The organism is Streptosporangium sp. NPDC000563 (assembly GCF_040299985.1).
Taxonomy (GTDB): Bacteria; Actinomycetota; Actinomycetes; order Streptosporangiales; family Streptosporangiaceae; genus Streptosporangium.
Genome location: NZ_JBEPDA010000011.1, coordinates 33,392 through 58,681, shown reverse-complemented (window position 1 = coordinate 58,681; position 25,290 = coordinate 33,392). Strand labels below are relative to the sequence as shown.

At 71.9% G+C, this 25,290-nt stretch carries 24 protein-coding genes; 10 read left to right on the top strand and 14 right to left on the bottom strand.

What is annotated here, in order from left to right:
• Positions 1 to 76: 76 nt before the first annotated feature.
• Entirely contained in the window at positions 77 to 913 is an 837-nt protein-coding gene (locus ABT352_RS24150) for an inositol monophosphatase family protein (RefSeq protein ID WP_350947171.1), read from the bottom strand.
• A gap of 130 nt (positions 914 to 1,043) precedes the next feature.
• On the opposite strand from ABT352_RS24150, the gene ABT352_RS24145 reads away from it, so the two are divergent.
• Both ABT352_RS24145 and ABT352_RS24140 read left to right on the top strand, forming a co-directional pair.
• Positions 1,044 to 1,781, top strand: coding sequence for a GntR family transcriptional regulator (locus ABT352_RS24145; RefSeq protein WP_350947170.1), 738 nt, complete (start codon positions 1,044 to 1,046; stop codon positions 1,779 to 1,781).
• Positions 1,782 to 1,929: 148 nt separating this feature from the next.
• On the top strand, positions 1,930 to 4,209 hold the full coding sequence (locus ABT352_RS24140) for a helix-turn-helix transcriptional regulator (protein WP_350947169.1): 2,280 nt from the start codon (positions 1,930 to 1,932) through the stop codon (positions 4,207 to 4,209).
• A gap of 117 nt (positions 4,210 to 4,326) precedes the next feature.
• Here the strand turns inward: ABT352_RS24140 and clpB are convergent, their stop codons facing one another.
• The 8 genes from clpB to ABT352_RS24100 form a co-directional block, all read right to left on the bottom strand.
• On the bottom strand, positions 4,327 to 6,927 hold the full coding sequence (clpB, locus tag ABT352_RS24135; RefSeq protein ID WP_350947168.1) for an ATP-dependent chaperone ClpB: 2,601 nt from the start codon (positions 6,925 to 6,927) through the stop codon (positions 4,327 to 4,329).
• The gene (locus tag ABT352_RS24130) at positions 6,924 to 7,400 is read right to left on the bottom strand and encodes a chaperone modulator CbpM (RefSeq protein WP_350947167.1); all 477 of its coding nucleotides are present in this window, start codon (positions 7,398 to 7,400) and stop codon (positions 6,924 to 6,926) included. The genes clpB and ABT352_RS24130 overlap by 4 nt, the downstream gene beginning before the upstream one ends.
• Positions 7,400 to 8,338, bottom strand: a complete 939-nt coding sequence (locus ABT352_RS24125) for a DnaJ C-terminal domain-containing protein (RefSeq protein ID WP_350947166.1) — start codon at positions 8,336 to 8,338, stop codon at positions 7,400 to 7,402. The genes ABT352_RS24130 and ABT352_RS24125 overlap by 1 nt, the downstream gene beginning before the upstream one ends.
• Complete coding sequence (locus ABT352_RS24120) at positions 8,335 to 8,928, bottom strand: nucleotide exchange factor GrpE (RefSeq protein WP_350947165.1); 594 nt, start codon at positions 8,926 to 8,928, stop codon at positions 8,335 to 8,337. Before ABT352_RS24120 ends, ABT352_RS24125 begins: the two co-directional genes overlap by 4 nt.
• Complete coding sequence (dnaK, locus tag ABT352_RS24115; RefSeq protein ID WP_350947164.1) at positions 8,921 to 10,840, bottom strand: molecular chaperone DnaK; 1,920 nt, start codon at positions 10,838 to 10,840, stop codon at positions 8,921 to 8,923. The genes ABT352_RS24120 and dnaK overlap by 8 nt, the downstream gene beginning before the upstream one ends.
• A gap of 216 nt (positions 10,841 to 11,056) precedes the next feature.
• A complete protein-coding gene (locus ABT352_RS24110; RefSeq protein ID WP_350947163.1) occupies positions 11,057 to 11,539 on the bottom strand; it encodes a YflT domain-containing protein in 483 nt (160 codons plus the stop codon).
• A gap of 192 nt (positions 11,540 to 11,731) precedes the next feature.
• Complete coding sequence (locus tag ABT352_RS24105; RefSeq protein ID WP_350947162.1) at positions 11,732 to 12,373, bottom strand: response regulator; 642 nt, start codon at positions 12,371 to 12,373, stop codon at positions 11,732 to 11,734.
• A 164-nt stretch (positions 12,374 to 12,537) separates the two neighbouring features.
• Positions 12,538 to 13,659 (bottom strand): sensor histidine kinase, encoded by a 1,122-nt coding sequence (locus tag ABT352_RS24100; RefSeq protein ID WP_350947314.1) that lies wholly within the window; start codon positions 13,657 to 13,659, stop codon positions 12,538 to 12,540.
• A gap of 160 nt (positions 13,660 to 13,819) precedes the next feature.
• Between ABT352_RS24100 and ABT352_RS24095 the strand changes: the two genes are divergently transcribed.
• Together ABT352_RS24095 and ABT352_RS24090 are read left to right on the top strand one after the other, a co-directional pair.
• The gene (locus ABT352_RS24095) at positions 13,820 to 14,506 is read left to right on the top strand and encodes an ABC transporter ATP-binding protein (RefSeq protein WP_350947161.1); all 687 of its coding nucleotides are present in this window, start codon (positions 13,820 to 13,822) and stop codon (positions 14,504 to 14,506) included.
• Positions 14,503 to 15,240 (top strand): ABC transporter permease, encoded by a 738-nt coding sequence (locus ABT352_RS24090; RefSeq protein WP_350947160.1) that lies wholly within the window; start codon positions 14,503 to 14,505, stop codon positions 15,238 to 15,240. The genes ABT352_RS24095 and ABT352_RS24090 overlap by 4 nt, the downstream gene beginning before the upstream one ends.
• 122 nt (positions 15,241 to 15,362) lie before the next feature.
• On the opposite strand, the gene menD is transcribed toward ABT352_RS24090, so the two are convergent.
• Together menD and menB are read right to left on the bottom strand one after the other, a co-directional pair.
• Complete coding sequence (menD, locus tag ABT352_RS24085) at positions 15,363 to 17,021, bottom strand: 2-succinyl-5-enolpyruvyl-6-hydroxy-3-cyclohexene-1-carboxylic-acid synthase (protein WP_350947159.1); 1,659 nt, start codon at positions 17,019 to 17,021, stop codon at positions 15,363 to 15,365.
• Between the two features lie 183 nt (positions 17,022 to 17,204).
• Entirely contained in the window at positions 17,205 to 18,053 is an 849-nt protein-coding gene (gene menB / locus ABT352_RS24080) for a 1,4-dihydroxy-2-naphthoyl-CoA synthase (protein ID WP_350947313.1), read from the bottom strand.
• Positions 18,054 to 18,169: 116 nt separating this feature from the next.
• On the opposite strand from menB, the gene ABT352_RS24075 reads away from it, so the two are divergent.
• The 3 genes from ABT352_RS24075 to ABT352_RS24065 all read left to right on the top strand — a co-directional run bounded on the left by ABT352_RS24075 (position 18,170) and on the right by ABT352_RS24065 (position 21,418).
• The gene (locus tag ABT352_RS24075) at positions 18,170 to 19,363 is read left to right on the top strand and encodes an AMP-binding protein (RefSeq protein ID WP_350947312.1); all 1,194 of its coding nucleotides are present in this window, start codon (positions 18,170 to 18,172) and stop codon (positions 19,361 to 19,363) included.
• A 51-nt stretch (positions 19,364 to 19,414) separates the two neighbouring features.
• On the top strand, positions 19,415 to 19,789 hold the full coding sequence (locus ABT352_RS24070) for a hypothetical protein (protein WP_350947158.1): 375 nt from the start codon (positions 19,415 to 19,417) through the stop codon (positions 19,787 to 19,789).
• Positions 19,790 to 19,984: 195 nt separating this feature from the next.
• Positions 19,985 to 21,418: an RNA polymerase sigma factor gene (locus ABT352_RS24065; protein WP_350947157.1), complete on the top strand. Its 1,434-nt coding sequence runs from the start codon at positions 19,985 to 19,987 to the stop codon at positions 21,416 to 21,418.
• A 207-nt stretch (positions 21,419 to 21,625) separates the two neighbouring features.
• Here ABT352_RS24065 and ABT352_RS24060 read toward each other — a convergent pair whose 3' ends face one another.
• Complete coding sequence (locus ABT352_RS24060) at positions 21,626 to 21,835, bottom strand: MbtH family protein (protein WP_350947156.1); 210 nt, start codon at positions 21,833 to 21,835, stop codon at positions 21,626 to 21,628.
• Between the two features lie 480 nt (positions 21,836 to 22,315).
• Positions 22,316 to 22,717: a hypothetical protein gene (locus tag ABT352_RS24055; RefSeq protein WP_350947155.1), complete on the bottom strand. Its 402-nt coding sequence runs from the start codon at positions 22,715 to 22,717 to the stop codon at positions 22,316 to 22,318.
• A 195-nt stretch (positions 22,718 to 22,912) separates the two neighbouring features.
• On the opposite strand from ABT352_RS24055, the gene ABT352_RS24050 reads away from it, so the two are divergent.
• Both ABT352_RS24050 and ABT352_RS24045 read left to right on the top strand, forming a co-directional pair.
• Positions 22,913 to 23,515, top strand: a complete 603-nt coding sequence (locus ABT352_RS24050; protein ID WP_350947154.1) for a TetR/AcrR family transcriptional regulator C-terminal domain-containing protein — start codon at positions 22,913 to 22,915, stop codon at positions 23,513 to 23,515.
• 409 nt (positions 23,516 to 23,924) lie between these two features.
• Positions 23,925 to 24,116, top strand: coding sequence for a DUF5999 family protein (locus tag ABT352_RS24045; RefSeq protein ID WP_307558872.1), 192 nt, complete (start codon positions 23,925 to 23,927; stop codon positions 24,114 to 24,116).
• 7 nt (positions 24,117 to 24,123) lie between these two features.
• Here the strand turns inward: ABT352_RS24045 and ABT352_RS24040 are convergent, their stop codons facing one another.
• Positions 24,124 to 24,756: an alpha/beta hydrolase family protein gene (locus tag ABT352_RS24040; RefSeq protein ID WP_350947311.1), complete on the bottom strand. Its 633-nt coding sequence runs from the start codon at positions 24,754 to 24,756 to the stop codon at positions 24,124 to 24,126.
• 146 nt (positions 24,757 to 24,902) lie between these two features.
• On the opposite strand from ABT352_RS24040, the gene ABT352_RS24035 reads away from it, so the two are divergent.
• Positions 24,903 to 25,253, top strand: a complete 351-nt coding sequence (locus ABT352_RS24035; RefSeq protein WP_350947153.1) for a hypothetical protein — start codon at positions 24,903 to 24,905, stop codon at positions 25,251 to 25,253.
• The last annotated feature ends 37 nt before the right edge of the window (positions 25,254 to 25,290 follow it).

Here is a 25,290-nt window from a genome sequence, read left to right as displayed (position 1 = left end):
GATCAATAGGTAATCCGATCGCCGACACGCGGAACCTGCCCCGCGCGAGGGTCGACCACGCGGGCCCTTCGCCGGCTCACCCCGGCCCGCCGACGTCTCGGACCTGGCGGTCGTGAAGGAGCAGCTCGCTCATGACCGATCCCGCCAGGTCGAAGCCTCCGACGTGGGCGAGGTAGCCGCCGGCCTCGAAGACCGACCCGTCCAACGGGATGAAGACGCCTCCGGCCCGCCGGACGAGCAGCGACCCCGCCGCCATGTCCCACGGACTGACCCTACTGCCGTAGGCGACGTCCGCCCACCCGCCCGCGACGTACGCCAGCTTGAGCGCGGTGCTGCCCGGGCGGCGCGTGGAGGCGAACGCCTCCAGCATCCTGCCGAACCGGCGCAGCGTCTCCTCCCCGCCCTCGGTCACCTCGCGGGGAGTGGGATAACCGGTCAGCAGAACCCCCTCCCGGTCACGCGTCGCGCCGGCGCTGCGCAGCCGCGTGCCGTTGCACCAGGCACCGCCAGGATCGGCTCGGAACTCCTCGTCTCGCACCGGGTCGTACACCACCCCGGCGACCACCTCGTCCCCGACTGCCGCGGCGATCGACACGCAGAAGAACGGCAGCCCCGCGGCGAAGTTCGCGGTCCCGTCGATCGGGTCGACGTACCAGCGGATCTCACCCGAACCCGTGCTGCCGCCCTCCTCGCCGATGACCGTGCTCCCCGGGACACGCCTGTCGATGACCTCTCGGATGATCTCCTCGGCGGCACGGTCGTGCTCGGTCACCGGATCGTGGAAGTCGCTCTTGGTCTCGATCGCGGGACGCGACCTGAACGCCCCGCGGAGCCGGTCGCCCACCGCGCGGGCGGCCTCGGCCGCGACGGCGGACAGCTCCGTCGCGGTGCTCTGATCCCTGCGCTGATCCATGCTTCCTCCAGTGGCGCGAACGGCGGCGCGGACAATGGTCCCTGTCCCGGTGGCCGGGACCGGACGGTTTTTGTCAAGACATTCTGATGTCCGCTAGCCTGACGGCGCGGCGTGTCAACGGGGAGGGCGAATGACGCAGCTCGCCATCGATCTCGACCGGTCCAGCCCGGTCCCGCTCTACTTCCAGGTGGCCGAGCAGATCTCCGAGGCCATCCGCCGCGGCGATCTGCCCCCGGGGGCGCGTCTCGACAACGAGATCCTGCTCGCCGGTCGGCTGGGCCTGTCGCGGCCGACCATCCGCCAGGCGATCCAGTATCTGGTCGACAAGGGCCTGCTGGTGCGCAAGCGAGGTGTCGGCACCCAGGTGGTGCACGGCCAGATCAGGCGTTCCATCGAGCTGACCGGCCTCTACGACGACCTTCGCAGGGCCGGTCAGGAGCCGGCCACCAGGGTGCTGCTCCTGGGCCCGGCTCCGGTGGGCGAGGACGTCGCCGCGACCCTCGGCGTCGCGCCCGGCACCGAGATGCTCCGCCTGGAGCGGATCCGCTACGCCACGGGGGAACCACTCGCCCTGTTGCACAACTGGCTGCCCTGCGGGCTCGCCCCGCTGACCGCCGAGGGCCTTCGGGAGCACGGGCTGTACGAGACGCTCCGCGCCTCCGGGGTGCGGATGCGCGTGGCGAACCAGCGCATGGGGGCGCGGGCGGCCACGGCGGCCGAGGCGAGGCTGCTCGGCGAGCGGCGCGGGGCGCCGCTGCTCACGCTGATCCGCACCACCTACGACGACCAGGGCAGGGCCGTCGAGCACGGCTCCCACCTCTATCGGGCCTCGCACTACTCCCTGGAGGTCACGCTCATCGAGCGCTGACCGGGCGGCGGGCTCCCCAAGGTCAAATCTGCGCCAAACAACCGGTGCGCGATGGTGCCCGACGCGTGATGATTCGTCCCTTGGGGATGTCATATGCGTAATCACCGCTCAGGAAGCGCCGGTATGACGCCAGATCCGAGACAAGACCATGCGCGGCCGGAAGGATGAGTGGGCGGCGGCCCTCGCCCTGCTCGAAGGCGTCGCGTCCACGACCGGGAACGTCATGCTCGTCGAGGGCGAGCCGGGGATAGGCAAGTCGCTGCTGCTCGCCGAGGCCGCGAGCGCCGCGAGCGCGCGTGGGATGTCGGTGGCTGGCGGCCGGGCCGACGAGCTGGGACGGCTCACCCCCCTGGGGCCGCTGCTGTCGGCGCTTGAGGAGTCGCCGACGACTCCGATGCCTCTGACCAGGAGTTTCTTCCCCGACGGGCCGGAACTGCTGCTGTGGCTGGCCGAGCAGGTCCGTACCTCGCTGGAGAGAAGACTCGCCTCGGGGCCTCTGCTGGTGATCCTCGACGATCTCCAGTGGGCCGACCCCGCCACGATCATGGCCCTGCGGACGATGCCCTCGCGACTCGCCTCGCGCCCGGTGACATGGCTGCTGGCCCGCCGCGACGCCCCGGCCGGCGGCGACGCGGGCCGGCTTTTCGACCTGCTGGAGGAGGAGGGGGCCGCCCGGACCGTTCTGCGCCCGCTGGACGAGGGTGCGGTGGCCGAGGTCTCCGCCGACATCCTGGGCGCGCCACCCGGGCGGGAGCTGGCGGCGCTGGCCGCCCAGGCCGCCGGCAATCCGCTCCTGCTCTCCGAGCTCCTCACCGGGCTACGCGAGGAGGGCGCCGTCCTGGTCGAGGACGGCGTCGCCCGGTCGGCCGGGATCACCTCCGCCCAGGCGGCGCTGCCCGCGCGCCTGCACGACGCCGTCCGACGCCGCCTGAACGAGCTCGGCACCGGGACCCGTTATCTGCTGGAGGCCATCGCGGTGCTCGGCCGCTCGGTCACACCTGCGTACGCGGCCAGGATGCTCGGCGAGACCCCGGCCGCGTTGCTCCCTCCGCTGGAGGAGGCACTCGCGGCCGGGGTCCTCGTGGCCACCTCCGACGAGCTGACGTTCCGTCACGAACTGGTGTGGCGGTCGGTCGTCGACAGGGTGCCCTCACCGGTGCGGCGAGCACTGCGGGAGCAGGTCGAGCGCTCCACCGCGCCCCTCCGGGGCGGCGACGGCGGGAGGCTCCTGGACCTCGCCCTGCTCGCGTGGAACGAGGGCGACCTCTCTCGCGGGCTGGGCCTGGCGCGCGAGGCCGTGGAGCGACCGGCCGGCGGCCCGCACCGGCAGCCGCGGGCGGTGCTGGCCACGATGCTCGTCGACCTGTGGCTGCTGGACGAGGCGGCAGCGGCGACGGAGATCGCCGCCGAGGAGGCCGACACCGAGGGTGAGCCCTCGTGGGCCGCGGAGATCCCCGTTCTCCGCGCCCGCCTGGACCTGGCCGCGGGCCGGATCGGCTCAGCGATCAAGCATGCGGAGGTCGCCCTGACCACCGCCGAGGCCCTGGAAGCGCCGATGCTGGTCTCCTCGTCCCTGTCGGTGCTCGGCACCGCGTCACTGCGGTCGGGCGACCTGCCCGGGGCCGTCAGGTACATGGAGAGGGGCCTGGTCCGTACGGCATCCGGCATGCCGCCGCCCGCACGGCTGCGATCGGAGCTGGTGGCCGCACGGATCAGGGAGGCGCGCGACGGCGCCGCGGGTGGCATGAGCTCGCTCGGCGAGGTCTACGACGCGCTGCCCCTGCACCTCGGCGCGCTGACCGGCGAGCCCGCGGCGGCGGCGTGGCTGGTGCGGGTGGCGATGGCCGTGAACGACCGGCGCAGGGCCGACGCCGTGGTCGACGCCGCCGAGGACGTCGCCTCCCGCAATCCCGGCCTGTCCAACCCGTCGGTCTCCGCCGACCACGCGCGAGGGCTGCGGGAGGGTGACGCCGAGGCGCTGGGCCGCGCGGTGGCCGGGTACGCCGATCCCTGGGCGAGGGGGTCGGCGGCGGAGGACCTCGGGGTGCTGCTGGGGGTGGGCGACGGCCACAGGGAGCTGGCCGTGGGGAGCCTGAAGACCGCCCTGACCTGCTATGGGGCCGTGGAGGCCGTCCGGGACGCGGCGCGGGTGCGGGGCAGGCTGCGGCGTCTGGGCGAGCGGTGCCGGCACTGGGTCAGGACCGCCCACCCCACCTCGGGGTGGGCCAGCCTGACCGGCACCGAGCAGGCCGTCTGCGATCTGGTCTCCCAGGGGCTGACGAACCGGCACGCCGCCGAGCAGATGTTCATCAGCGAGCACACCGTCGCCTTCCACCTGCGGCAGGTCTACCGCAAGCTGGGTATTCACTCGCGGGTCGAACTGGCCAGGCTCGCGGCGCAGGAGAGCGGCCACCGGCGTCCTGGCTGACGTCCTCCTGGCACGTCCTCCTCGAGGAGGGCGGGACGTGGTTTCGGTGTCGCACGATATTTTGATATTTCGGTATTTCGGTGACGTCGACCGTTCCGCTGGTCCGCGGTCGGCGACTCACCCGTAGGTGACGGCGAGTTCGTCGTCGGCGAGGTCCACCCGGACCACGGCTCCCTCGTCCGCCTCTCCCGACAGGAGCGCGCGGCCGATGCGCGTCTCGACCTCCCTGGCGATGAACCTGCGCAGCGGGCGGGCTCCGTACACGGGGTCGTAGCCTCGCTCGGCGATGTGCCGCAGCGCCGCCTCGGTGACCTCCAGCCGGATGCCCCGCTGTTCGAGGCGGTCGCGCAGCTCGACGAACATCAGGTCGACGATGCGTTCGATCTCCTCCGGGGTGAGCGGCTTGAAGATCACGATGTCGTCGACGCGGTTGAGGAACTCGGGGCGGAAGTGGGAGCGCAGTTCGGCCATGACCCGCTGTCTCGCCTCGGGCTCGATCTCCCCTGTCGAGGTGACGCCGTCGAGGAGGTACAGGGAGCCGAGGTTGGAGGTCATGATCAGGACGGTGTTGCGGAAGTCGACGGTCCTGCCCTGCGCGTCGGTGAGCCTGCCGTCGTCGAGCACCTGCAGCAGCGTGTTGAAGACATCGGCGTGCGCCTTCTCCACCTCGTCGAAGAGCACCACGGAGTAGGGCTTGCGCCGCACGGCCTCGGTCAGCTGGCCTCCCTCCTCGTACCCGACATAACCGGGGGGCGCGCCGACGAGACGACTGACCGTGTGCCGCTCCTGGTACTCGCTCATGTCGATGCGGATCATGTTGTCCTCGGTGTCGAAGAGCGCCGCCGCGAGCGCCTTGGCCAGCTCCGTCTTGCCGACGCCCGTGGGCCCCAGGAAGATGAACGACCCGATCGGGCGGCGCGGGTCCTTGATGCCGGAGCGTGCCCGGATCACCGCGTCGGCCACCAACCGCACCGCCTCGTCCTGGCCGATCACCCGCTCGTGCAGGATCTGGTCGAGCCGCAGGAGCTTCTCACGTTCGCCCTCGCGCAGCCGGCTCACCGGGATGCCCGTCCATCGGGAGACGATCATCGAGATCTCCTCGTCGGTGACGACCTCGCGCAGCAGGCGCGAGGCGCCCTGCTTGGAGTACAACCGCTCCTCCTCGGCCTCGAGCCGCCGCAGCAGCTCGGGCAACCTGCCGTGCCGCAGCTCCGCGGCGCGGTTGAGGTCGTAGTCGCGCTCGGCCCGCTCCGCCTCCGCGCGTACGTGCTCCAGTTCCTCGCGCAGGGCCTGGACGGCGCGCAGGGCGTGCCGCTCCGCCTCCCACTGTGCCCGCATCGCGTCGGCCTGGGCGCGCAGGTCGGCGAGTTCCCTGCGCAGCTCCTCCAGCCGGGTCCCGCTCGCGGAGTCCTCCTCCTTCGCGAGCGCGGCCTCCTCGATCTCCAGGCGCATCACCCTGCGGGTGAGCTCGTCGAGCTCGGCGGGCATCGAGTCGATCTCCGTACGCAGCATCGCGCACGCCTCGTCCACCAGGTCGATGGCCTTGTCGGGCAGGAAACGGTCGGAGATGTAACGGTGGCTCAGCACGACGGCCGCCACCAGCGCGCTGTCCTGGATCTTCACGCCGTGGAAGATCTCCAGGCGCTCGCGCAGGCCGCGCAGGATGGACACGGCGTCCTCGACCGAGGGCTCGTCGACCATCACCGGCTGGAACCGGCGCTCCAGGGCCGCGTCCTTCTCGACGTGCTTGCGGTACTCGGCGAGGGTCGTCGCCCCGATCATGTGCAGCTCACCACGGGCCAGCATGGGTTTGAGCATGTTGCCCGCGTCCATCGCGCCCTCGGCGGCTCCCGCGCCCACCACGGTGTGCATCTCGTCGACGAAGAGCAGGATCCGCCCTTCCGCGGCCTTGACCTCGTTGAGCACCGCCTTGAGCCGCTCCTCGAACTCGCCCCGGTACTTGGCCCCGGCCACCAGCGAACCCATGTCGAGGCTGAAGACCGTCTTGCCCTTGAGTCCCTCCGGCACGTCCCCGTGGCTGATCCGCAGGGCGAGGCCCTCCACGATGGCGGTCTTGCCCACACCGGGGTCGCCGACGAGGACCGGGTTGTTCTTCGTCTTGCGCGACAGGATCTGGATGACGCGGCGGATCTCGGCGTCACGCCCGACGACCGGGTCGAGTTTGCCGGACATGGCGTCGGCCACCAGGTCGCGCCCGTACTTCTCCAGCGCCTCGTACGCCACCTCGGGCATCGCGGAGGTCACCCGCTGGTTGCCGCGGATCGCGGTGAGCGCCTTGAGGAAACCGTCCCTGGTCAGGGCCTGCTCGTGCAGCAGCCGCCCCGAGGCCGTCGAGCCGCCCTCCTCAAGCAGGGCGACGAGCAGGTGCTCCACCGACACGTACTCGTCCCTGAGCCGGTCGGCCTCCCGCTTGGCCGTCTCCAGCAGGCGGGAGAGCCGCTGCGTCACGTAGACCTGGCCGGGCGAGGCGCCGGGACCGCTCACCTTGGGGCGACGGTCCAGCCCCGCCTCCAACTCGGTCCTGAGCCGGTCGGTGTCGACGTTCGCGTACGAGAGCAGGCGCGGGATCAGCCCGTCCGGCTGGTCGAGCAGCGCCAGCAGCAGGTGCTCGCCGTCCACCTCGGTGTGCCCGAAACGCAGGGCCTTGGTCTGCGCGTCGTGCAGCGCCTCCTGTGACTTCTGCGTCAGCTGGTTCATGTCCACGGCGGGCCTCCGGTGGGTCGGGAACGACCGCGCTGGGCGGCCTCGAGTTCTGCGATGCGGTCCAGCAGGTCCAGTACGAGGCCGAGCGCCGCGTAGTTGATCGAGAATCCGGCGCGCAGCCGCCGGATGCGCGCCATGGTGAGCAGCTGGGGAGGCGGGAACCACAGGTTCCCCTCGGCGTCGGTCCAGGCGTCGAGCAAACCCAGCACGACGAGGCGCCGCAGCAGGTCGGGGTGTGTCCCCGTCCGGTCGGCGAACGTCTCCAGATCCAGGCGCGCGGGCCTGGTCAGCTGGTAGGTCCTCCCTGCCTCTCGCGGGACCTCCCTTGGGGCCTCCCGCCGGTTCTCTCCCGGGCGGGAGACCGCGTTCGGGGCCGACGAGCGTCCGGCGCGCTCCGCCCGCTCCCGCGGGTGGGTGGGGCGCGGCTCCGGCCGGCGCGGTCCGCGTTCGGAAAACGGGTCGTTCATCACCGTCTCCTCGGGTCGAACGTGGAAACCGAGGAGAGCTGCTCGAACAACCGCCGCTCCTCCTCGGACAGCCGTTCCGGAACCATGATCCGCACCTCGGCGTACAGGTCGCCCGGCTTGTCGCGACGGCTGGGCATCCCCCGGCCGCGCAGCCGCAGCCGCCTGCCGCTGGACGTGCCCGGCGGCACCTTGACCTTGGTCTCGCCGCCGGGGGTGTCGACCGCGACGGAGGCTCCGAGCGCCGCCTCCCACGGGGCGACCGGGAGCAGGACGTGGATGTCGCGCCCCTCGGCCCGGTAGCGGGGGTGCGGGGCGATCCTGACGATCAGGTAGAGGTCGCCCGCGGGCGCCCCCTCACCGCCCTTGCCGCCCTGACCGGCCAGCCTGACGCGCTGGCCGTCGGTGACGCCCGGCGGGATGTCGACCCGCAGCCGACGCGAGCCGACGGTGATGGAGCGAGGCCCGCCACGGTAGGCGTCCTCGAAGGACAGCACGATCTCGGCCTCCTGGTCGGCACCGGGAATCGGCCCCCAGCTCGCGCCGGAGCGGCCCCTCCTGCCGGAGAACAGCCCTCCCAGGAGATCGTCGAGGTCGACGCCCTCCTCGAAGCCGCCGAAGCCGCCACCACGGGGACCCGCCCCGCCCCGGCCCGCGCCCGCCCCTCGCCGCCCTGCGCGCGCCCACGTCTCGGGGTCGACGTCCTCGGGCACCTGGCGGAAATCCGGCCCGAACGCGTCGTAGCGGCGCCGGGTCGCGGGGTCGGACAGCACGCTGTACGCCTCGGAGACCTCCTTGAAGCGGTCCTCGGCGGAGGGGTCCTTGTTCACGTCGGGGTGGTTGGCCCGCGCCAGCTTGCGGTAGGCGCGCTGGATGTCCTCCTGGCTCGCCCCTCTCCGCACGCCGAGGATCTCGTAGAAGTCCCGGTCGGGGGGCATCATGCCCCCTTGGCCACCACGACCAGCGCGGGCCGCAGCTGCTGTTCGCCGTCCCCGTAGCCCGGCCGCACCACCCGTACGACCGTGCCGTCGGGCACGCCCTCCTGCGAGAGCACACCCACCGCCTCGTGCCTGGCCGGGTCGAACACGGCCCCGGTATCGTCACGACGCGCGTACCCGAGGCGGGAGAGCACCTCCTGCGCCTGGTCGCGGATCACCCGCAACCCGTCGGCTATGGAGACGGGGTCGGTCTCGGCGTGCTCCAGCGCGCGGTCCAGGTTGTCCAGTACGGGCAGCCACTCCCCGGCGGCCCGGGCCCGCTCCTCCGACCGGGTCCGCGCGGCGTCCCTGCTGACGCGTTTGCGCAGGTTGTCGAGGTCGGCGAGGGCACGCCGCCACCTGTCCTGGAGATCGGTCACCAGTGCCTGGAGCTCCACGACGCGCTCCTGGAGCTCGTCCGGGGTCTCCAGGGCCTCCGGGGTCTCCAGGGCCTCCGGGGTCTCCGGGGACCCCGCGTGCTCCTCCCGGACCTCCGGATCTCGGTCCGGTGTCTCCTCCCGGCCATCGCGCCGTGTCTCGGGTTTCTCACTCATCGGTCGTGAACTCCGCGTCGATGACGTCGTCCCCGCCGCCCTGGGAGCCGGCCGGTCCCGCGGCTCCCGGACCGCCCGCCGCCCCGCCGGTCCCCGGGGCTCCGTCGCCCGAGACGCCGGCGCCCGCCGCGGCGAGGCCGTGGTAGGCCTGCTGGAGCTCGGAGGTGAGCGAGCGGATCCGGTCGAGCGGGGCCTCCTGCTTGATCGCGTCGCGGGCGTCGTTCACCAGCATCTCCCCGCGCGCCTTCTCGTGGACGGGTACCGAGTCGCCCAGCTCCGCCAGGCGGCGCTCCACCTGGTAGGCGGCACTGTCGAGCTCGTTGCGCGCGTCCACCACCTGCCGCATCCGCTGGTCCTCCTCGCGGTGCCGCTCGGAGTCGGCGACCATCCGCTCGACCTCGCTCTTGTCCAGGTTCGAGCTCTCGCTGATCGTGATGCGCTGCTCGGCGCCGGTGTCCTTGTCCTTGGCCGAGACGTTCAGGATGCCGTTGGCGTCGATGTCGAAGGTCACGTCGACCTGCGGCACACCGCGCGGCGCGGACCGGATGTTCTCCAGCCGGAACCGGCCGAGGGGGCGGTTGTCGGCGGCGCGCTCACGCTCGCCCTGCAGGATGACGACGTCCACGGCGGTCTGGTTGTCCTCCGCGGTGCTGAACGTCTCGGAGCGGCGGGCCGGGATGGTCGTGTTGCGCTCGATGACCTTCGTCATCACCCCGCCGAGCGTCTCGATGCCGAGAGAGAGCGGGGTCACGTCGAGCAGGACGACGTCCTTCAGCTCACCCTTGATGACGGCGGCCTGGATCGCGGCGCCCAGCGCCACGACCTCGTCCGGGTTGACCGTCATGTTCGGTTCCTTGCCACCGGTCATCCGGCGCACCAGGTTCTGCACGGCGGGCATCCTGGTCGACCCGCCCACCAGGATCACCTCGTCGATGTCGTCGGCGGTGAGCTTGGCGTCGGCCATCGCCTGCTGGACGGGCCCTTTGCACCGTTCGAGCAGGTCGGCGGTGATCTCCTCGAAGGTCGAGCGCCTGAGCGTGGCGTTCAGATGCTTGGGGCCGGAGGCGTCCGCGGTGATGAAGGGCAGGCTGACCTGCGTCTGGCTGACCGCCGACAGCTCGACCTTGGCCTTCTCGGCGGCCTCGAACAGCCGCTGCAGGGCCTGCGGGTCCTGACGCAGGTCGATGCCGTTGTCCCGCTGGAACTCGTCGGCGAGGTAGTCGACGATCCGCCGGTCGAAGTCGTCGCCGCCCAGATGGGTGTCGCCGGCGGTCGACCGCACCTCCACGACGCCGTCCCCGATGGCGAGGATGCTGACGTCGAAGGTTCCACCGCCCAGGTCGAAGACGAGCACGGTCTCGCTCTCCTTGCGGTCGAGCCCGTAGGCGAGGGCCGCCGCGGTCGGCTCGTTGATGATCCGCAGGACTTCCAGGCCGGCGATCTTCCCCGCGTCCTTGGTCGCCTGGCGCTGGGAGTCGTTGAAGTAGGCGGGTACGGTGATGACCGCCTCGGTGACCTTCTCCCCCAGGAACTTCGAGGCGTCGTCCACGAGCTTGCGCAGGACGGCCGCGGCGATCTCCTCGGGGGCGTACGACTTCTCGTGGATCTTGAAGCGGACGGCCCCCTCCGGGCCGGGGACGACGTCGAAAGAGACGGCGTTCAGCTCGCTGGAGACCTCCTCGTGGCGGCGGCCCATGAAGCGCTTGGCCGAGTAGATCGTCCCCTTGGGGTTCAGGATCGCCTGGCGGCGGGCCAGTTGCCCCACCAGGCGTTCGCCGTTGTCGGTGAACGCCACGACCGACGGCGTCGTCCGGGCACCCTCGGAGTTGGGAATCACCGTGGGCTTGTCGCCCTCCATGGTGGCGATCACCGAGTTGGTGGTGCCCAGGTCGATTCCGACTGCTTTAGCCATGCTGCCCTCCTATGCGCTGCGGCACCGGCACCCGCCGGACGGCGTCGTCGGTGCCCATCCGACAGCCCGGCGTCCCCCGGGCCCGGTGGTTCCGCGTCTCCACCGGAACCGCCCGGCGGATCGGGCCGGCCGGAGGGGCGGACATGGGACGGCGGCGCGAGCGACATCGCCCGCGCCGCCGTCAGTACGGGCTCCGGCCCGGGTGGCTCCGGCCGGTCAGATCTGCTGATGCATCTGCTGGGACGTACCGACGTTGAGCAGCCTGCGCGCCTCGGCGGCGTGCGCGGCCGCCGCCAGCACCTCGTAGCGGTCGGCGACGATCGCGCTCGACGACAGGAAGTCGCGTTTGCCGCCGGTGAGCGCGTGACCGACCAACCCGAAGATCACTCCGGCGATGGCACCCCAGATCAGGCCCCACAGCACCAGGATGAAGGGGAAGCGCCCGGGAGTGAAGATCGCGAAGAACAGGCCGATCAGCAGTCCGAACCAGGCTCCGGTCGCCGCGCCCATCCCCGCGGCGCGGAGATAGGTCAGCCGCCCGAGCACCCGCTCGATGAGCCGGAGACCGACTCCGACGATCATCGTGTGCTCCACCGGGAACTTCTGGTCCGACAGCTGGTCCACGGCACGCTGGGCCTCGGCGTAGTCGCCGAAACTCGCAACCGTCTCATAGCCGGTCAAATTGACGTCAGGTCGCATGGCACTTCCCTTCGACGGGCACCCGCGAGGTGAATCCGTACTCGACTCACCCTGACCCCGCGACGGCGTCCCCACATCCCCAGACCTGACAGTCATCGCCGTCGCCGTCACCCCGGCGCGGGTTCCCCCGCCGTCGGGCCACCGCCGGGGAGGGCTCCCGGCGCGTCCCTGCCGTCGGCCGGGAAGCCGCTGTCAGTCGGGGGCCAGGCCGTGCCGGAAGGCGTACGTCACCGCCTGGGCCCGGTCGCGCAGTCCCGCCTTGGCGAAGAGATTGTTGATGTGCGTCTTGACCGTCGCCTCGGAGATGAACAGCTCCCGGGCGATCTCCGCGTTGGAGCGGCCCGCCGCTATCAGCCGCAGCACCTCGCTCTCGCGGCGGGTCAGGCCGTCGGGCGGGTCAGGCGCGCGGCGGCTCCCGGCCACCGCCTCGGCGAGCCGCCGCTGGACACCGGGATCGAACTGGGCCTCCCCCTCGACCACGGTGGCGATGGCCGAGGCGAGGGACTCGGCGTCGGCGTCCTTGGTCAGGTAGCCCCGCGCCCCCGCGGCCAGCGCGGCGAAGACCGACTCGTCGTCGGAGTACGTCGTCAGGACCACCACCTGGATCTCCGGGTGGGCGGCCCTGATCCTGCGGGTCGCCTCCACCCCGCCCATCCGGGGCATCCGCAGGTCCATCAGGACCACGTCGGGCCGAAGAGAGCCGGCGAGCCCGACCGCCTCCCGTCCGTCGGCCGCCGCCCCCGCCACCTCGATGCCGGGCAGCAGCCCCAGGAGCAGCACCAGCCCCTCGCGCACCACCGTCTGGTCGTCGACCACCAGCACCCGCACGCTCACCCTGCCTCCCTGCCTCTCGAACGCCCGCCGAACCCCTTGAACGCCCCTCGAACGCGCCCGCGTGCGCCGATCACACTCCCCGGCGCGGTCGTACCGTACGGCACCGGCGTGACCCGTCCGCGGCGCGGCGCCCACCCCCGCGATGGCGCCGCGCCGCGGGCGGCTCACGCCGGGACCCGCAGCAGGACCTCGAAGCCCTCCTCACCCGGACGCACGGCGAGCGAACCACCGATCAGCTCGGCCCGCTCCCGCATGCCCACCAGCCCGTATCCGCCTCCCGACGGCGCCGCCGGGCCCGGCGGGCCGCCCGTGTCGCGTACCTCCAGCTCGCACCAGCGGCCGACGCGGCGCAACGCCACCGACGCCGCGGCGCCCGGCGCGTGCTTGCGCACGTTCGTCAGCGCCTCCTGCGCGGTCCTGGCCACCGCCAGCCGTGCCCCCGCCTCCAGGCCGTCGAGGTTCCCCGCGACCGATACCGCGCAGGGCGAGCCGGTCACGGAACGGAACTCCACCGCCAGCCGCTCCAGCCGCTCGGCCAGCGGAAGCTCCTCCCCGCGCAGCGCGTCGAGCGCCCTGCGGGTCTCCTCGAGCCCGGCGCGCGCCAGCCGCACGGCACGGTTCACCCGGTCGAGGGCCGCCGCCGTGTCCTCTCCGCGCCCGGGTCCCCGCCCAAGCCCACGCTCAAGCAGCAGCCGCGCGCCCTCCAGGTGGACGATCTGCGCCGACTGCGAGTGCGCCAGGATGTCGTGGACCTCCCTCGCCAGCCGGGCCCGCTCGGCCAGTACCGCCTCGCCCGCCCGCGCCTCGGCGAGCGCGGCGGCGTGATCCCTGGTCGCCTTCACGTGCCGCATCAGGAAGACGAAGACGGCGACATAGGTGAGGCCGAAGGTGTTGCCCAGCACCTCCGCGACCGGCAGCCCGAGCAGGAAGGACACGGCCGTCGTGGCGGCGACGTCCGCCGTGACCAGGAACGCCGCCGGCCAGAGGCGGGTTTTGAACGGCGCGGCGAAGATCACGATGTACATGAATCCCATGCCGCTGTAGGGGCTGATCCCGTGCAGGGCCAGTCCTCCGGCCAGGGTCGCCGCGAGCAGCGGGGCGTCTCGGCGCGGCTCCCGGCCGAGCAGCACCCACAGGCAGCAGCCGACGGTGGCGGCACCGAGCGGGACCACTCCGAGCAGACCGGGCCAGCCCGTCTCGACCGCGCCGATCACCGGACCGGAGAGCATGTAGCCCACCAGCACGACGGCGAGGAACCGGCGCACCGAGGGGCGGCGGAGAAACATCACGCCCACACGCTATCCACGCCCCCCTGCGGCGGGCCATGGGCCTCGGGGTGGAGATCGCCTCCACCCCCGGCGGCCCCGATCTCCTCCCGGGTGGACATCGCGAGATCCATCCCCGGGACCGTGCGCTCCCACCCGCCCGGGGGCCATCGTCGAGGTCATGTCAGCAATCAGCGTCACCCACCTCGGCAAGTCGTTCGGCGGGGTACGGGCCGTCGACGACCTGTCGTTCACGGTGGAACGGGGAACACTCACGGCCTTCGCAGGCCCCAACGGGGCGGGCAAGACCACCACCCTGCGCATGATCCTCGGCCTGGTCACGCCCACCGAGGGCAGCGCGACCATCGGCGGCGAGCCCTACCGCGACCTGAAGCGCCCCGTCCGCACGGTCGGCGCGGTGCTGGAGGCCACCGCCTTCCACCCGGCGCTGAGCGCCCGCACGCATCTGGAGGCTCTCCGTCTCGCCGCGGGCCTGGATCCCGGACGCGTGGAGCAGGTGCTGGAGCAGGTCGATCTCACCGCCGCGGCCGACCGCAGGGTGCGGGGCTTCTCCCTGGGCATGCGTCAGCGGCTCGCCCTCGCCTCCGCCCTCCTGGGCGACCCGGAGATCCTCGTCCTCGACGAGCCCTCAGGCGGCCTGGACCCGGCGGGCATGCGCTGGCTGCGGGGTTTCCTGCGGGCCTACACCCACCAGGGGCGCACGGTCCTGGTCTCCACCCACGTGCTCGCCGAGATCAGGCAGATCGCCGACCACGTGATCATCGTCAGGGCGGGGCGTCTGGCCTGGCAGGGCCCGCTCGCCCCGGAGACCGACCTGGAAGAGCTCTACATGGAGGTGACCTCGTGAACGGCCTGATCCGCGCCGAGTTGCTCAAGGCACGCGCGAGCCGCACCACCTGGATCCTCGCCGCCCTCGCGCCCCCGCTGTGCGTGGCCTGGGCGGGGCTGATGGTCTTCCTGATGGGCCTGGAAGGCGGGATGCCACTCGACGCGCAGATCGAGAACGTCTACAGCATGGCCCAGCAGGCCTACGTCGTCACCCTGCTGCTCGGCGTACTCGGCATGGCCGGGGAGAACCGCCACCAGACGATCACCTGGCAGTTCCTGGTCACCCCGGGGCGGAGCCGGGTGGTGACGGCCAAGCTGGCCGCGTACGGGATCGTCGGCCTGCTGGTCGCCACGGTCTCGGCGCTGGTCACGCTGGTGGCGGGCCTGGTCACCCTCACTCTGGCCGGCCACCCCGCCTGGAGTCCCGGCGTACCCGCCGTCCTGCTCGGCTCGGCGCTCGGGGTCGCCCTGTACGGCCTGCTCGGGGTGGCTCTGGGCGCTTTGATCCGCAACCAGGTCGCGGCGGTGGCGGTGGCGCTGGTGTGGTTCATGTACGCCGACTACCTGCTCGTCAGTTTCCTGCCGGACCTGGGCAGATGGCTGCCGACCGGGGCGGCCAGGGCCCTGAGCGGCATGCCCCTGCGTACCGGTGAGCTGCTGCCCGCCTGGGCCGGCGGGATGCTGTTCGCGGGCTACGTCGCGGTGATCGTGCTCGCCGCCCGCGCGCTGACCCTGCGTCGCGACATCACGTGATCTCGCGGCACCGCGGCACGGCCCCTGTCACGGCACCTTCATGACACTGTCACGAAGCGCGTCGGACCGGCCGCGCCGTGCCTCGGAGAGCACGCGGTGCGATGTGATCGGAGGAGGCGGTGTCACGCCATGGTGTCGCGGACGGCGGCGTGGGCCGCCTCACGCATCATGGAGTGCAGCACCGCGTTGGACTCCCGGTCCGTCCGCACCTCGATCATGCGCAACCCGTCGCCGCGCAGCGCCTTGACCAGCTGCCCCGGCTCGTCCACGAAGGTGTACGGCGTGCCGGTGGCGGCGGCCACGTAGCCCAGGTCCACCCCGTGCGAGGTGCCGAAGACCCGCTCGAAGGGGTCGCGCAGCGCGGCCTGGGGAAGGAGTGAGAAGATCCCGCCGCCGTCGTTGTTCACCACGACCAGGCAGAGATCCGGGCGGGGCTCGCGGGAGCCGAGGACCAGCCCGTTCTGGTCGTGCAGGAAGGTCAGGTCGCCCATCAGGGCGTAGGAGGGGCCGTTGTGCGCGAGGGCGGCGCCCATCGCGGACGACACCACACCGTCGATCCCCGCCGCCCCCCGGTTGGCCAGGATCCGCAGACCTCGCCGGGCACGCATCGCCTGGTCGAGGTCGCGGATCGGCATGGAGGAGCCGGAGAACAGCAGCGATCCGTTGGGCAGCGCCTCCGCCAGGTCGCGGGCCAGGCGCGGCTCGCTGAGCCCCGTACCGTCCAGCACCTCGTCGATCGCGGCCCTCGCCGCCGTCTCGGCACGGCGCCAGGAGTGCAGCCACGCGTCGTCGCCCGCGGTGACCGGGATCTCCACCACCTGGGCGACCTGGGTGGCCGAGCGGGTCGGGTCGGGCCAGCGGGTCATGTCGGCGGCGACCACGATGTGCTCGTCCGCGTGCCTCAGCCAGTTCAGCAGCGGCCGGGACAGGCCGGGACGGCCCAGGGTGACCACGACGTCGGGACGGTGCCGGTCGGCGAACTCCGGGGTGCCGAGGAGGAAGTGGTAGGTCGACATCGCGTGGTCGCCGTAGCGGGCGCCGCCGTTGGGCTCCGACAGGACCGGCCATCCGGCCATGCCCGCCGCCGCCACGTATCTGCGCGTGTTGGTCGCGCCGTCTCCGACGACCAGCACACCCCTCCTGGTCGGCGGCAGGTGCAGGGCCACCGGCGGGGAGGCCACCCTGGCGCGGATCCACGGCCCTTCGCTGTCACCCTCCAGGGACTCGCACCAGGACGGGTCGCCGTCCGGGACCAGCGGCTCGCGGAAGGGCACGTTGAGGTGAACCGGACCCGGGTCGTACGGGCCCAGCGCGCGCTGGTAGGCGCGGCAGGCCGTCGACCGCCAGTAGGCGACCTGGCCCGGGCGGTCCTCGGGCACGCCGATCTCGCCGAACCAGCGGACGGCCGTGCCGTACAGCTTGATCTGGTCGACGGTCTGGCTGGCGCCGGTGTCGCGCAGCTCCGGCGGGCGGTCGGCGGTGAGCACCAGCAGCGGAACCCCCGACTCGTGCGCCTCGATGACGGCGGGGTGGAAGTTGGCCGCCGCGGTGCCGGAGGTGCAGATCAGGACGACCGGGCGGCCGCTACGGCGGGCGAGGCCCACCGCCAGGTAGGAGGCCGAGCGCTCGTCCACCCGCACGTGCAGCCGGATACGGCTGTCGGCGTGCACGGCCAGGGCGAGCGGCGCCGACCGCGATCCGGGTGCGAGCACCACGTCCGTGAGACCGCAGCGGGCGAGCTCGTCGACCAGCACCGTCGCGAGCGCGGTCGCGGGATTCACCGCACCGCCTCCTTAACTCCGCAAACTCCGCACCCGGGGGGTGATTCCGTCCTGAGGCGCGCGAAGGCGACCTCGTCCATGCGGGGCGGCGCGCCTCGGGACCGAACCGCCTCGGACCCCCGCCATCCCCGGGGGCGGCGGGAGAACCTGTCCCCGCCACCCGGCCGTGAACTTCCGCCGCCGCTAGGGGCGGCGCGGGAACTTACCGAAGTCGGGGGCGCGCTTCTCCTTGAACGCGTCGCGGCCCTCCTGCGCCTCCTCGCTCATGTAGTAGAGCAGGGTGGCGTCACCGGCGAACTGCTGCATCCCCGCGGCGCCGTCGGTCACCGCGTTCAGCGCGCCCTTGAGCATACGCAGCGCGAGCGGCGACTTCTCCAGCATCTCCCTCGCCCACTTGACCGTCTCCGTCTCAAGCTCGGCGAGCGGCACGACCGCGTTGACCAGGCCCCAGTCGAGGGCGGTCTGCGCGTCGTACTGGCGGCAGAGGTACCAGATCTCACGGGCCCGCTTCAGGCCGACGGTCTCGGCCAGCAGCCAGGAGCCGTAGCCTCCGTCGAAGGAGCCGACCTTGGGGCCGGTCTGGCCGAAGACCGCGTTGTCGGCGGCGATGGACAGGTCGCAGCACACGTGCAGCACGTGGCCGCCGCCGATGGCGTAGCCGGCGATCATCGCGATGACCGGCTTGGGGCAGCGGCGGATCTGGACCTGCAGATCGAGCACGTTGAGCCGGCCGACGTGCGGGGTGGACTTGTCGACGTAGCCGTCGTCGCCGCGGATCTTCTGGTCACCGCCGGAGCAGAAGGCCCTGTCACCCGCGCCGGTGAAGATGATCACACCGACCTCGGCGTCCTCCTGGGCGACGTTGAAGGCGTCCTTGAGCTCGAAGAGCGTCGTCGGGCGGAACGCGTTGTGGCGCTCCGGGCGGTTGATCGTGATCTTGGCGATACCCTCGCCGGTCTCGTAGACGATGTCCTCGTACTGGCCGGACCTCTTCCAGTCGACCGCGCCGTCGCGCTCGGACGCCTTCTCCACCGCCCGCTCATCCACGCCCGGCTCGCCCCGCTCCGTGCCCACGATGGCTTCACCCTCTCCGCTGCGCCGGTACCCCCGGCCGTTGTCCGGCTTCCGGCACTAACCTTACGACCGTGATGACCGCTCCTGCGCACGAGGCGTGGCTTTCCGTAGAACGGGAATTGCACGCCGTGGTATCTCCGGCGACCTCGGAGTTGTTCCGGGCCGTCGGCGCGGCGCTGGACGGCGGCGGCCCGGCCGTGCTGCCCCTCTCCCCCGCACTGCCCGCCCCCGCACTGCGGGCGACGCTCGACGCGTTGCGCCCGACCCATGTGAACGGAGTACGCCGCGAGGGCGGCGTCGGCGTGCCCGCCGAGGTCGCGGTGGTCATCGCCACCAGCGGCTCGACCGGCGTCCCGAAGGGCGTCCAGCTGTCCGCCGAGGCGCTGCTCGCCTCCGCGTCGGCCTCGTTGCGGCGCCTGGACGCCGCAACGGGCGAGCGCTGGCTGTGCTGCCTGCCTCCCTCCCACGTCTCCGGCCTGCAGGTCCTGGTCAGGTCGCTGCTTGGCGGGACCGAGCCGATCGTGCACGACGGGTTCTCCCCCGAGGCCGTGCTCTCCAGCGGCGCGGAGCACGTCTCGCTGGTGCCGACCCAGCTGCGCCGGCTGCTCCAGGTGGATTCGACGCGTCTCCAGCGCCTGTCGAGGATCAGGACCATCCTGCTCGGCGGCGCCGCCGCTCCCCCCGGCCTGCTCGCCGCGGCCCGCGCGGCCGGCGCCCGGGTGGTCACCACGTACGGCATGAGCGAGACCTGCGGCGGGTGCGTCTACGACGGCGATCCCCTCGACGGGGTGGGGATCGCCGTCGTGGACGACGGCCGGATCCGTCTGAGCGGGCCCATGCTGTTCTCCGGCTATCGGCTCCGCCCCGACCTCACCGAGGCGGCCCGCGACGGCGACTGGTTCCTCACCTCGGACCTGGGCACCCTGGAGGGAGGGCGGCTACGCGTGCTGGGGCGGGCCGACGACGTCATCAACACCGGAGGTGAGAAGGTGGTCGCCGCGGCGGTGGCCGCCGTGCTGGCCGAGCATCCCGCGATCGTCGACGTCGCCGTGGTCGGCCGTCCCGACCCCGAGTGGGGCGAGCGGGTGGTGGCCGTCGTCGTCTCGCCCTCTCCGCCGTCCCTGGCCGAGCTGCGCGCCCTCGTCAAGGGGCGGATGCCCGCCTACGCGGCCCCTGCCGACCTGACCGTTGTGACCGAAATACCGCTTCTGGCCAATGGCAAGCCGGATCTCGCGGCTCTCCGTTATGGTCGTGATCGGGAACCGTGAAGGTGCCCCCGAACGTCCAATGAGGTAGCCGAAGCAGGAAGGACAAGCCCGATGAACGTCACCCGGAAGACATGGGTCTCGGCTGGAATCGTGAGCCTGGTCCTCGCCGGCGGCATTTCCGTCACGGCGGCCGCCGCGTCGGGCGGGATCGGGAGAGCGGAGAAACCATCGGACGAGCCGGTGCCCGCCGTGTCCCCGAACGAGCCGGGACCGCCCTCGTACGAGCCGTCACCGACCGCGTCCGCTCCTCCCGCCGAGGACTACGTGGTCTCCAAGGAGGTCAACCCCGACCCCGAGAAGGTCTTCGGTTACTGGAACGAGGACCGGCTGGAGCAGGCCGAGCCCTTCCCGATGCCCATGGTCGACGGCCCGCTCGAAGGCTCCTCGGAGTCGGCGAAAGAGGGCCCCGTGGTAGTGATCGAATAGGCCCTCTCGGGCACCCGAGCGCGGGTGGATCGCCGACACGGCGGTCCACCCATCATATTTTCCGAGTCAAGTCGGGAACAGAATGTTCTTGCCTGGGGTTATTGGTACTGGTGCGCCGAGCGGCTCCCAGACCGCCCCACCCCAAGACCAGCAAACCGTAAATTCAGACGACTCCGTGATGGAGGAGGTGTCCTCATGCCCCCAGCCGCCGTGGCGACCTCATCTGAGGCCCCGACGACCCTCGACCAGCTCCTTGACCGAGGACGAGTCCAGGGTCACCTTTCACTCGCGGAGCTGCGTCACGCCTTCGCCGAGGCGGGCGTCAGCCCCACCGAGGGCAGGTCGATTCTGCGCGAGCTCACCGAGGCGGGCGTCAGCCTGGCGGCCGAGAACGAGCCCACACTCTCGGCATCCACCGCCAAGAGCACCCGCAAGACCTCCGCACGCAAGACGAAGACCGCCTCCGCGAGGAAGGCCTCGACGAAGGCCGAGCCCGTGGCCGGCGCCCCCGACGCGACCAAGGTCCCGGTGGAGTCCTCCGGGGACCTCAAGACCACCAGGAGGACCAAGGCCGTGAAGGCCGCCGGGACCACCGCCAAGGGCGCCAAGGACGCCAAGGACGCCAAGGACACGGCGGCGGAGCCCGAGGACGAGTGGAACCCGGCGGAGGAGCCCGAGGTGGAGGTCGAGCCGACCCTCGACCTCGACGACCAGTCCTCCGTCATGGGCGACTCGGTGCACACCTACCTGAAGTCGATCGGCCGTCGCACCCTGCTCACCGCCGCACAGGAGGTCGAGCTGGCCAAGCGCATCGAGGCCGGCCTGTACGCCGAGTCCAAGCTGGAGGCCGACCCGGGCCTGTCCGCGGTCGTGCGTGACGACCTGGAGTGGATCGCCGAGGACGGCCGCCGGGCCAAGGACCACATGCTGGAGGCCAACCTCCGCCTGGTCGTCTCCGTGGCGAAGAAGTACACCGACCGGGGCATGGCCCTGCTCGACGTGGTCCAGGAGGGCAACCTCGGTCTGATCCGCGCGGTGGAGAAGTTCGACTACACCAAGGGCTACAAGTTCTCCACCTACGCCATGTGGTGGATCCGCCAGGCCATCCAGCGCGGCTTCGCGGACTCGGCCCGCACGATCAGGCTGCCGGTGCACGTGCTGGAGATGCTCTCCAAGCTGTCGCGCGTCGAGCGCGACATGCACCAGCGCCTGGGCCGCGAGCCCACGCCGGAGGAGCTGGGCGTCGAGCTCGACAAGAGCCCCGACCAGATCGAGGAGCTGCTGCGCACCAGCCGCCAGCCGATCAGCCTCAACGCCACCATCGGCGAGGACGGCGAGACCACCATCGGCGACCTCATCGAGGACGTCGACTCGCCCGAGGCCTCGGAGGTCGTCGACCGTCAGCTGCTCGGCGAGCAGCTGCGCGGCGTGCTGGGCAACCTCTCCCCCAGGGAGGCCAAGATCATGGCCCTGCGCTTCGGCCTCGTCGACGGAAAGCCCCACACCCTCGACGAGATCGGTAAGCACCTCGGCCTGACGCGCGAGCGCATCCGCCAGCTGGAGAAGGAGTCGCTCTCCAAGCTCCGCCACCCCAGCAACACCCGCCCGCTGCTCGACTGGGCCAGCTGACCCGGCCGCCCGTTTCGAAGGGCGCCACCGCGAGACCTCCCGTCCGCGGTGGCGCCCTTCCGCGTTTCCGGCCCCGCCCAAGGGGTGTCCCGACGGAATCGGCGCGATCGCCGAGCGTCCCTCCCGGAAGGTCGGCGCGGGGGCCAAGGTGGACCAAGGCGACGGTCACCCGTATCCGGCCTCGAAGGCCGGGAAGGCGCGGAAGGCTCAGCCGTCCATCTGGGTGATGAGGCTCCTTGGGCGCATGTCGGTCCAGGAGCTCTCGACGTAGGCGAGGCAACCGGCGCGGGAGTCCTCACCGTGGGCGATCTGCCAGCCCGCGGGGACGTCGGCGAACGCGGGCCACAACGAGTGCTGCCCCTCCACGTTCACCAGCACCAGGAAGGACGCGCCGTCGTCGTCGAAGGGGTTGATCATCGGTTACCTCCAGCAGGAACGGGCAAGGATCGGGGATTCGTCCGGTACCGGGAGCGGCGGTCGGCACGAGGTCCGCGTACGGGCGTCGGCGCACGGTTCTCCCGCCGACGCGCCCGGAGGCCGCCGAGCACCGATCTCCCGTCGCGTTCTCGGAGCCATCAGGCAGGGGTTGGGGCAGAGGAAAATGCGTGGCTGTGCACATCTCAGCGAAATACCTGGTCATAGCGTTAGGCGAGCAGTCGGGGGCTGTCGGAATGACAAGGCTTATTAGGTAAGCCTATCCTAAAATCCACCCCATCGGCGGCGATGTCAAGGCTTATGGGGGATGACGGCGTCCAAGCCCCCCGCAGGCCCCCCGCAGGCCCCCCGCAGGCCCGCCGTGGGCCGGGACCGCGAAGGGCTCCTCCCCGCGGTCTTCGGCCGCGGGGAGGAGCCCTCTCGAACGGGAGCCCTGGGTGCCCAGGGCGCTTGGGATGAAGGTCAGCGGGCGGAGGCGGCGACCGGGCGGGGAACCCGGGGGATGCCGGTCAGCCGGTTCTGCTCGCGAAGGGTGCGCAGGCGGTTGACCTCCGCGGTCCACTCGGCACCCCGGGGGGTCGCCCTGCCCTTGCGGCGGCGGATCCGGTCGTCGTACGCCTTGACCCCGAACGTCGCACGCTGGTTGGCCTCGGCCGCGCGCAGGGCCTCGGTGAGAGCCCTGTCGAACGCCAGCCCGGCGGCTCGCAACTCCTGCACCGGAGCCGCGGCGGCCTGCGCCCGGCGCACTTCGGCCTCGGCCTCGCGCGCCTTCTCAAGGAGCTCGGGAAAGCTCTTCCCGACCTCCTGGTCAGCGTGGTGACGAACCTCCGCCTCCCGGCTCACGCTCGGTCGGAAAAACGCCATCTTCTTCCCTCTCTCCCCGGTCGCCGGGCCTCCTCCGGCAGATCACCGCTCGTAGCCTACGCGCTCAGCCCTCACCCCACACACTCAGGGACCCGACCTCTCCCGGACGACCCCGTCCCGCCGCGCGACGGAGGTCCGTCCTGTTCGGCGCGCCACCCTTTACGCAGTAAGGCAGGCGGTGGCAGGATGCCTCCCATGCCCGCCAAGCGACCACCCGTCCCGCTCTCCAGGGAGCGCATCATCGACGCCGCCCTTCACATCGCAGACGGCCAAGGGCTCCGGCGTCTGACGATGCGACGGCTGGGCGACGCGCTCCAGGTGGAGGCGATGGCCATCTACCACCACCTGCCGCGCGGCAAGGACGCCCTCATGGACGCGCTGGCCGAGCACGTCACCACCGTGCACGCCGAGCCGGGCGAGAGCTGGCAGGAGAGCGCGAGGGCCTGGTGCCGGGCGAGCAGGGCAGCACTGAGGGAGCATCCCGGGGTGCTGGCCCTCGCCCTGACCAAACCGCCGAGAGGCAGGGCGGCGATCGCGATCAGGGAGCAGACCGAGCAACTGGCCGAGGCGGGCCTGGCCGACCCGGCGGGGGCGGTACGCGCCCTGCGGGCCTACGTCTTCGGCGCGGTGGCGGTGGAGGTGCAGCAGTCGGGCTGGGCCGAGCCCCCGGGCGACGAGGACGAGCCCTGGCGCCCTCCGTCGAGGGGAGGCGGCAGCCCGGCGGCGGACACCGACTTCGAGCACGGGCTGGACGCGCTCCTGGCCGGCCTGGGCACGCGGGAGGGCAGGAGCCGCTAAGGGCCAGGCCAGGGGCGCGAGGGCCGGCATCGGGGCACGTCAGCAACTTGTAACCGATCGTTTACCCGCCAGGCGGCGTGTCGGACTTGGTTGAATGTGCTCATATGAGGCATGCTGTGTTATAGGTCACATCCCCCGACAAAGCCCTGACGGACTGGCCCTCTAGCAGTCCCAAACAGTCCTAACGGGCTATGTCGCCGAGGTGCGATCGATCGCACACTTGATCTACTTGATGTGCGACCCTCGCTCTGTTAGGGGTCGCATGGCCATATGTCAACATTCAGATGCTCGTCCCCGTCATACGTGGGAACGGAGACCCATCGGTGACGGTGCCGCCGGATGTCCGATGCCCACCCCCGTGCCCGGTGTGACACGGGCGAGCCGACACGAGAGATCCGGAGGCACGCCGATGTGCCCGCACGAGCCGTCCTGTCCGTCCGCCGACGCGCTGGACCGCGAAGCCGCCCGCACCATGGCGGCCCACCCCGAGCAGGGCTGGAGCCTGCTCTGCAACGGTGTTGTGCTGTTCGAGGACACCGGCGAGCTCCTCCCCGACGGTGCCGTCATCGAGCCGCACCGGCCACTGGCCGGCGTCGTCTGAAGACCCGTCACCCCCGACCGGTCACGCTGAGCGGGTCCACCGAGCCCGGCCGCATCCTCGTGTCGAGCCACTCGGCGACCACCTCGCCCACCCTGGTGGGACTCCTCCCGAGGTCGTGACCCTCTCCCGGCAGCACCACCAGGCGCGCGGCGTCCGCCGCCTCGGGCACGCCGAACGGGTCACGGTCTCCGCTCACCACCAGCACGTCCACACCCGCCGCACGCAGCTCCCCCGCGCGGGAGCGCTCCGGCTTCCTCGGCGGGTGCAGGGGGAAGGCCAGCGCGACGACCGCGTGGGCACCGACCCGCTCGGCCGTACGGCACGCGACCCTCGCCCCGTTGCTCCGCCCACCCTGCGCCAGCGGCAGCCCCGGATAGCGCCCGCGCAACCCCGCCACCAGCCTCTCCCACGCCTCGTCCTGCTTGACCGCCGACCCCGGCGCCCGGGCCCCGCGCACACGGAACGGCTGCAGCACCCGCGCGACCGTCCCGCCGATCGCCGTCACGGCGTCCCGCACGGCCAGCAGGTCCGGGGCGTCCACTCCCCCGGCCGAGCCGTGGGTGAGCACCAGCAGGAAGCGCGGGGCGGCCACCTCGTCGATCTCCACGAGGGCCGGGCCGTGCGGGGTCACGATCTCCAGAGGCCCGGCCGTGCCCGCCGGAAGCCTGGATTCCGCGGTGGTCCGCGGGGCGGACGCCTTCGCGAGGGGGGTGGAGTCGAAGGTGGACACGAATCTCGTCCTAACGGCTGATGCCCGGCGGCCGGGGGCGAGGGAACAATCGAAGCGTGCAGGACTACCAAGATATCCGCCAGGACATGCGCGCCACCATCGAGGCCCGGCGCGACCTCGGCCCGGAGTACGAGGCCGCGCTCGTCGACTCGTTCGTGTCACGTCTCGACGCGACCATCGCCCACCGGGTGCGCGCCGAGTTGCACGCCACCGGGGCGCCGGCGGCCAGGCCGCGCAGGAGCACGAACTCCTCGATCCCGATCGCCCTCGGTTCCATGGGCATCGGGATCCCGCTCACCGCCATCGCCGCGCAGAACGCCGGCACCGCCGGACTGCTGCTCGCCTGGGGCGGAATCGTCGCGATCAACTTCGCCCACGCCCTGAGCCGCTGGCGGGAGCGCGACTGACGGCGAGGGCGCCGCGGGAACGGGGAGACACCTCCCC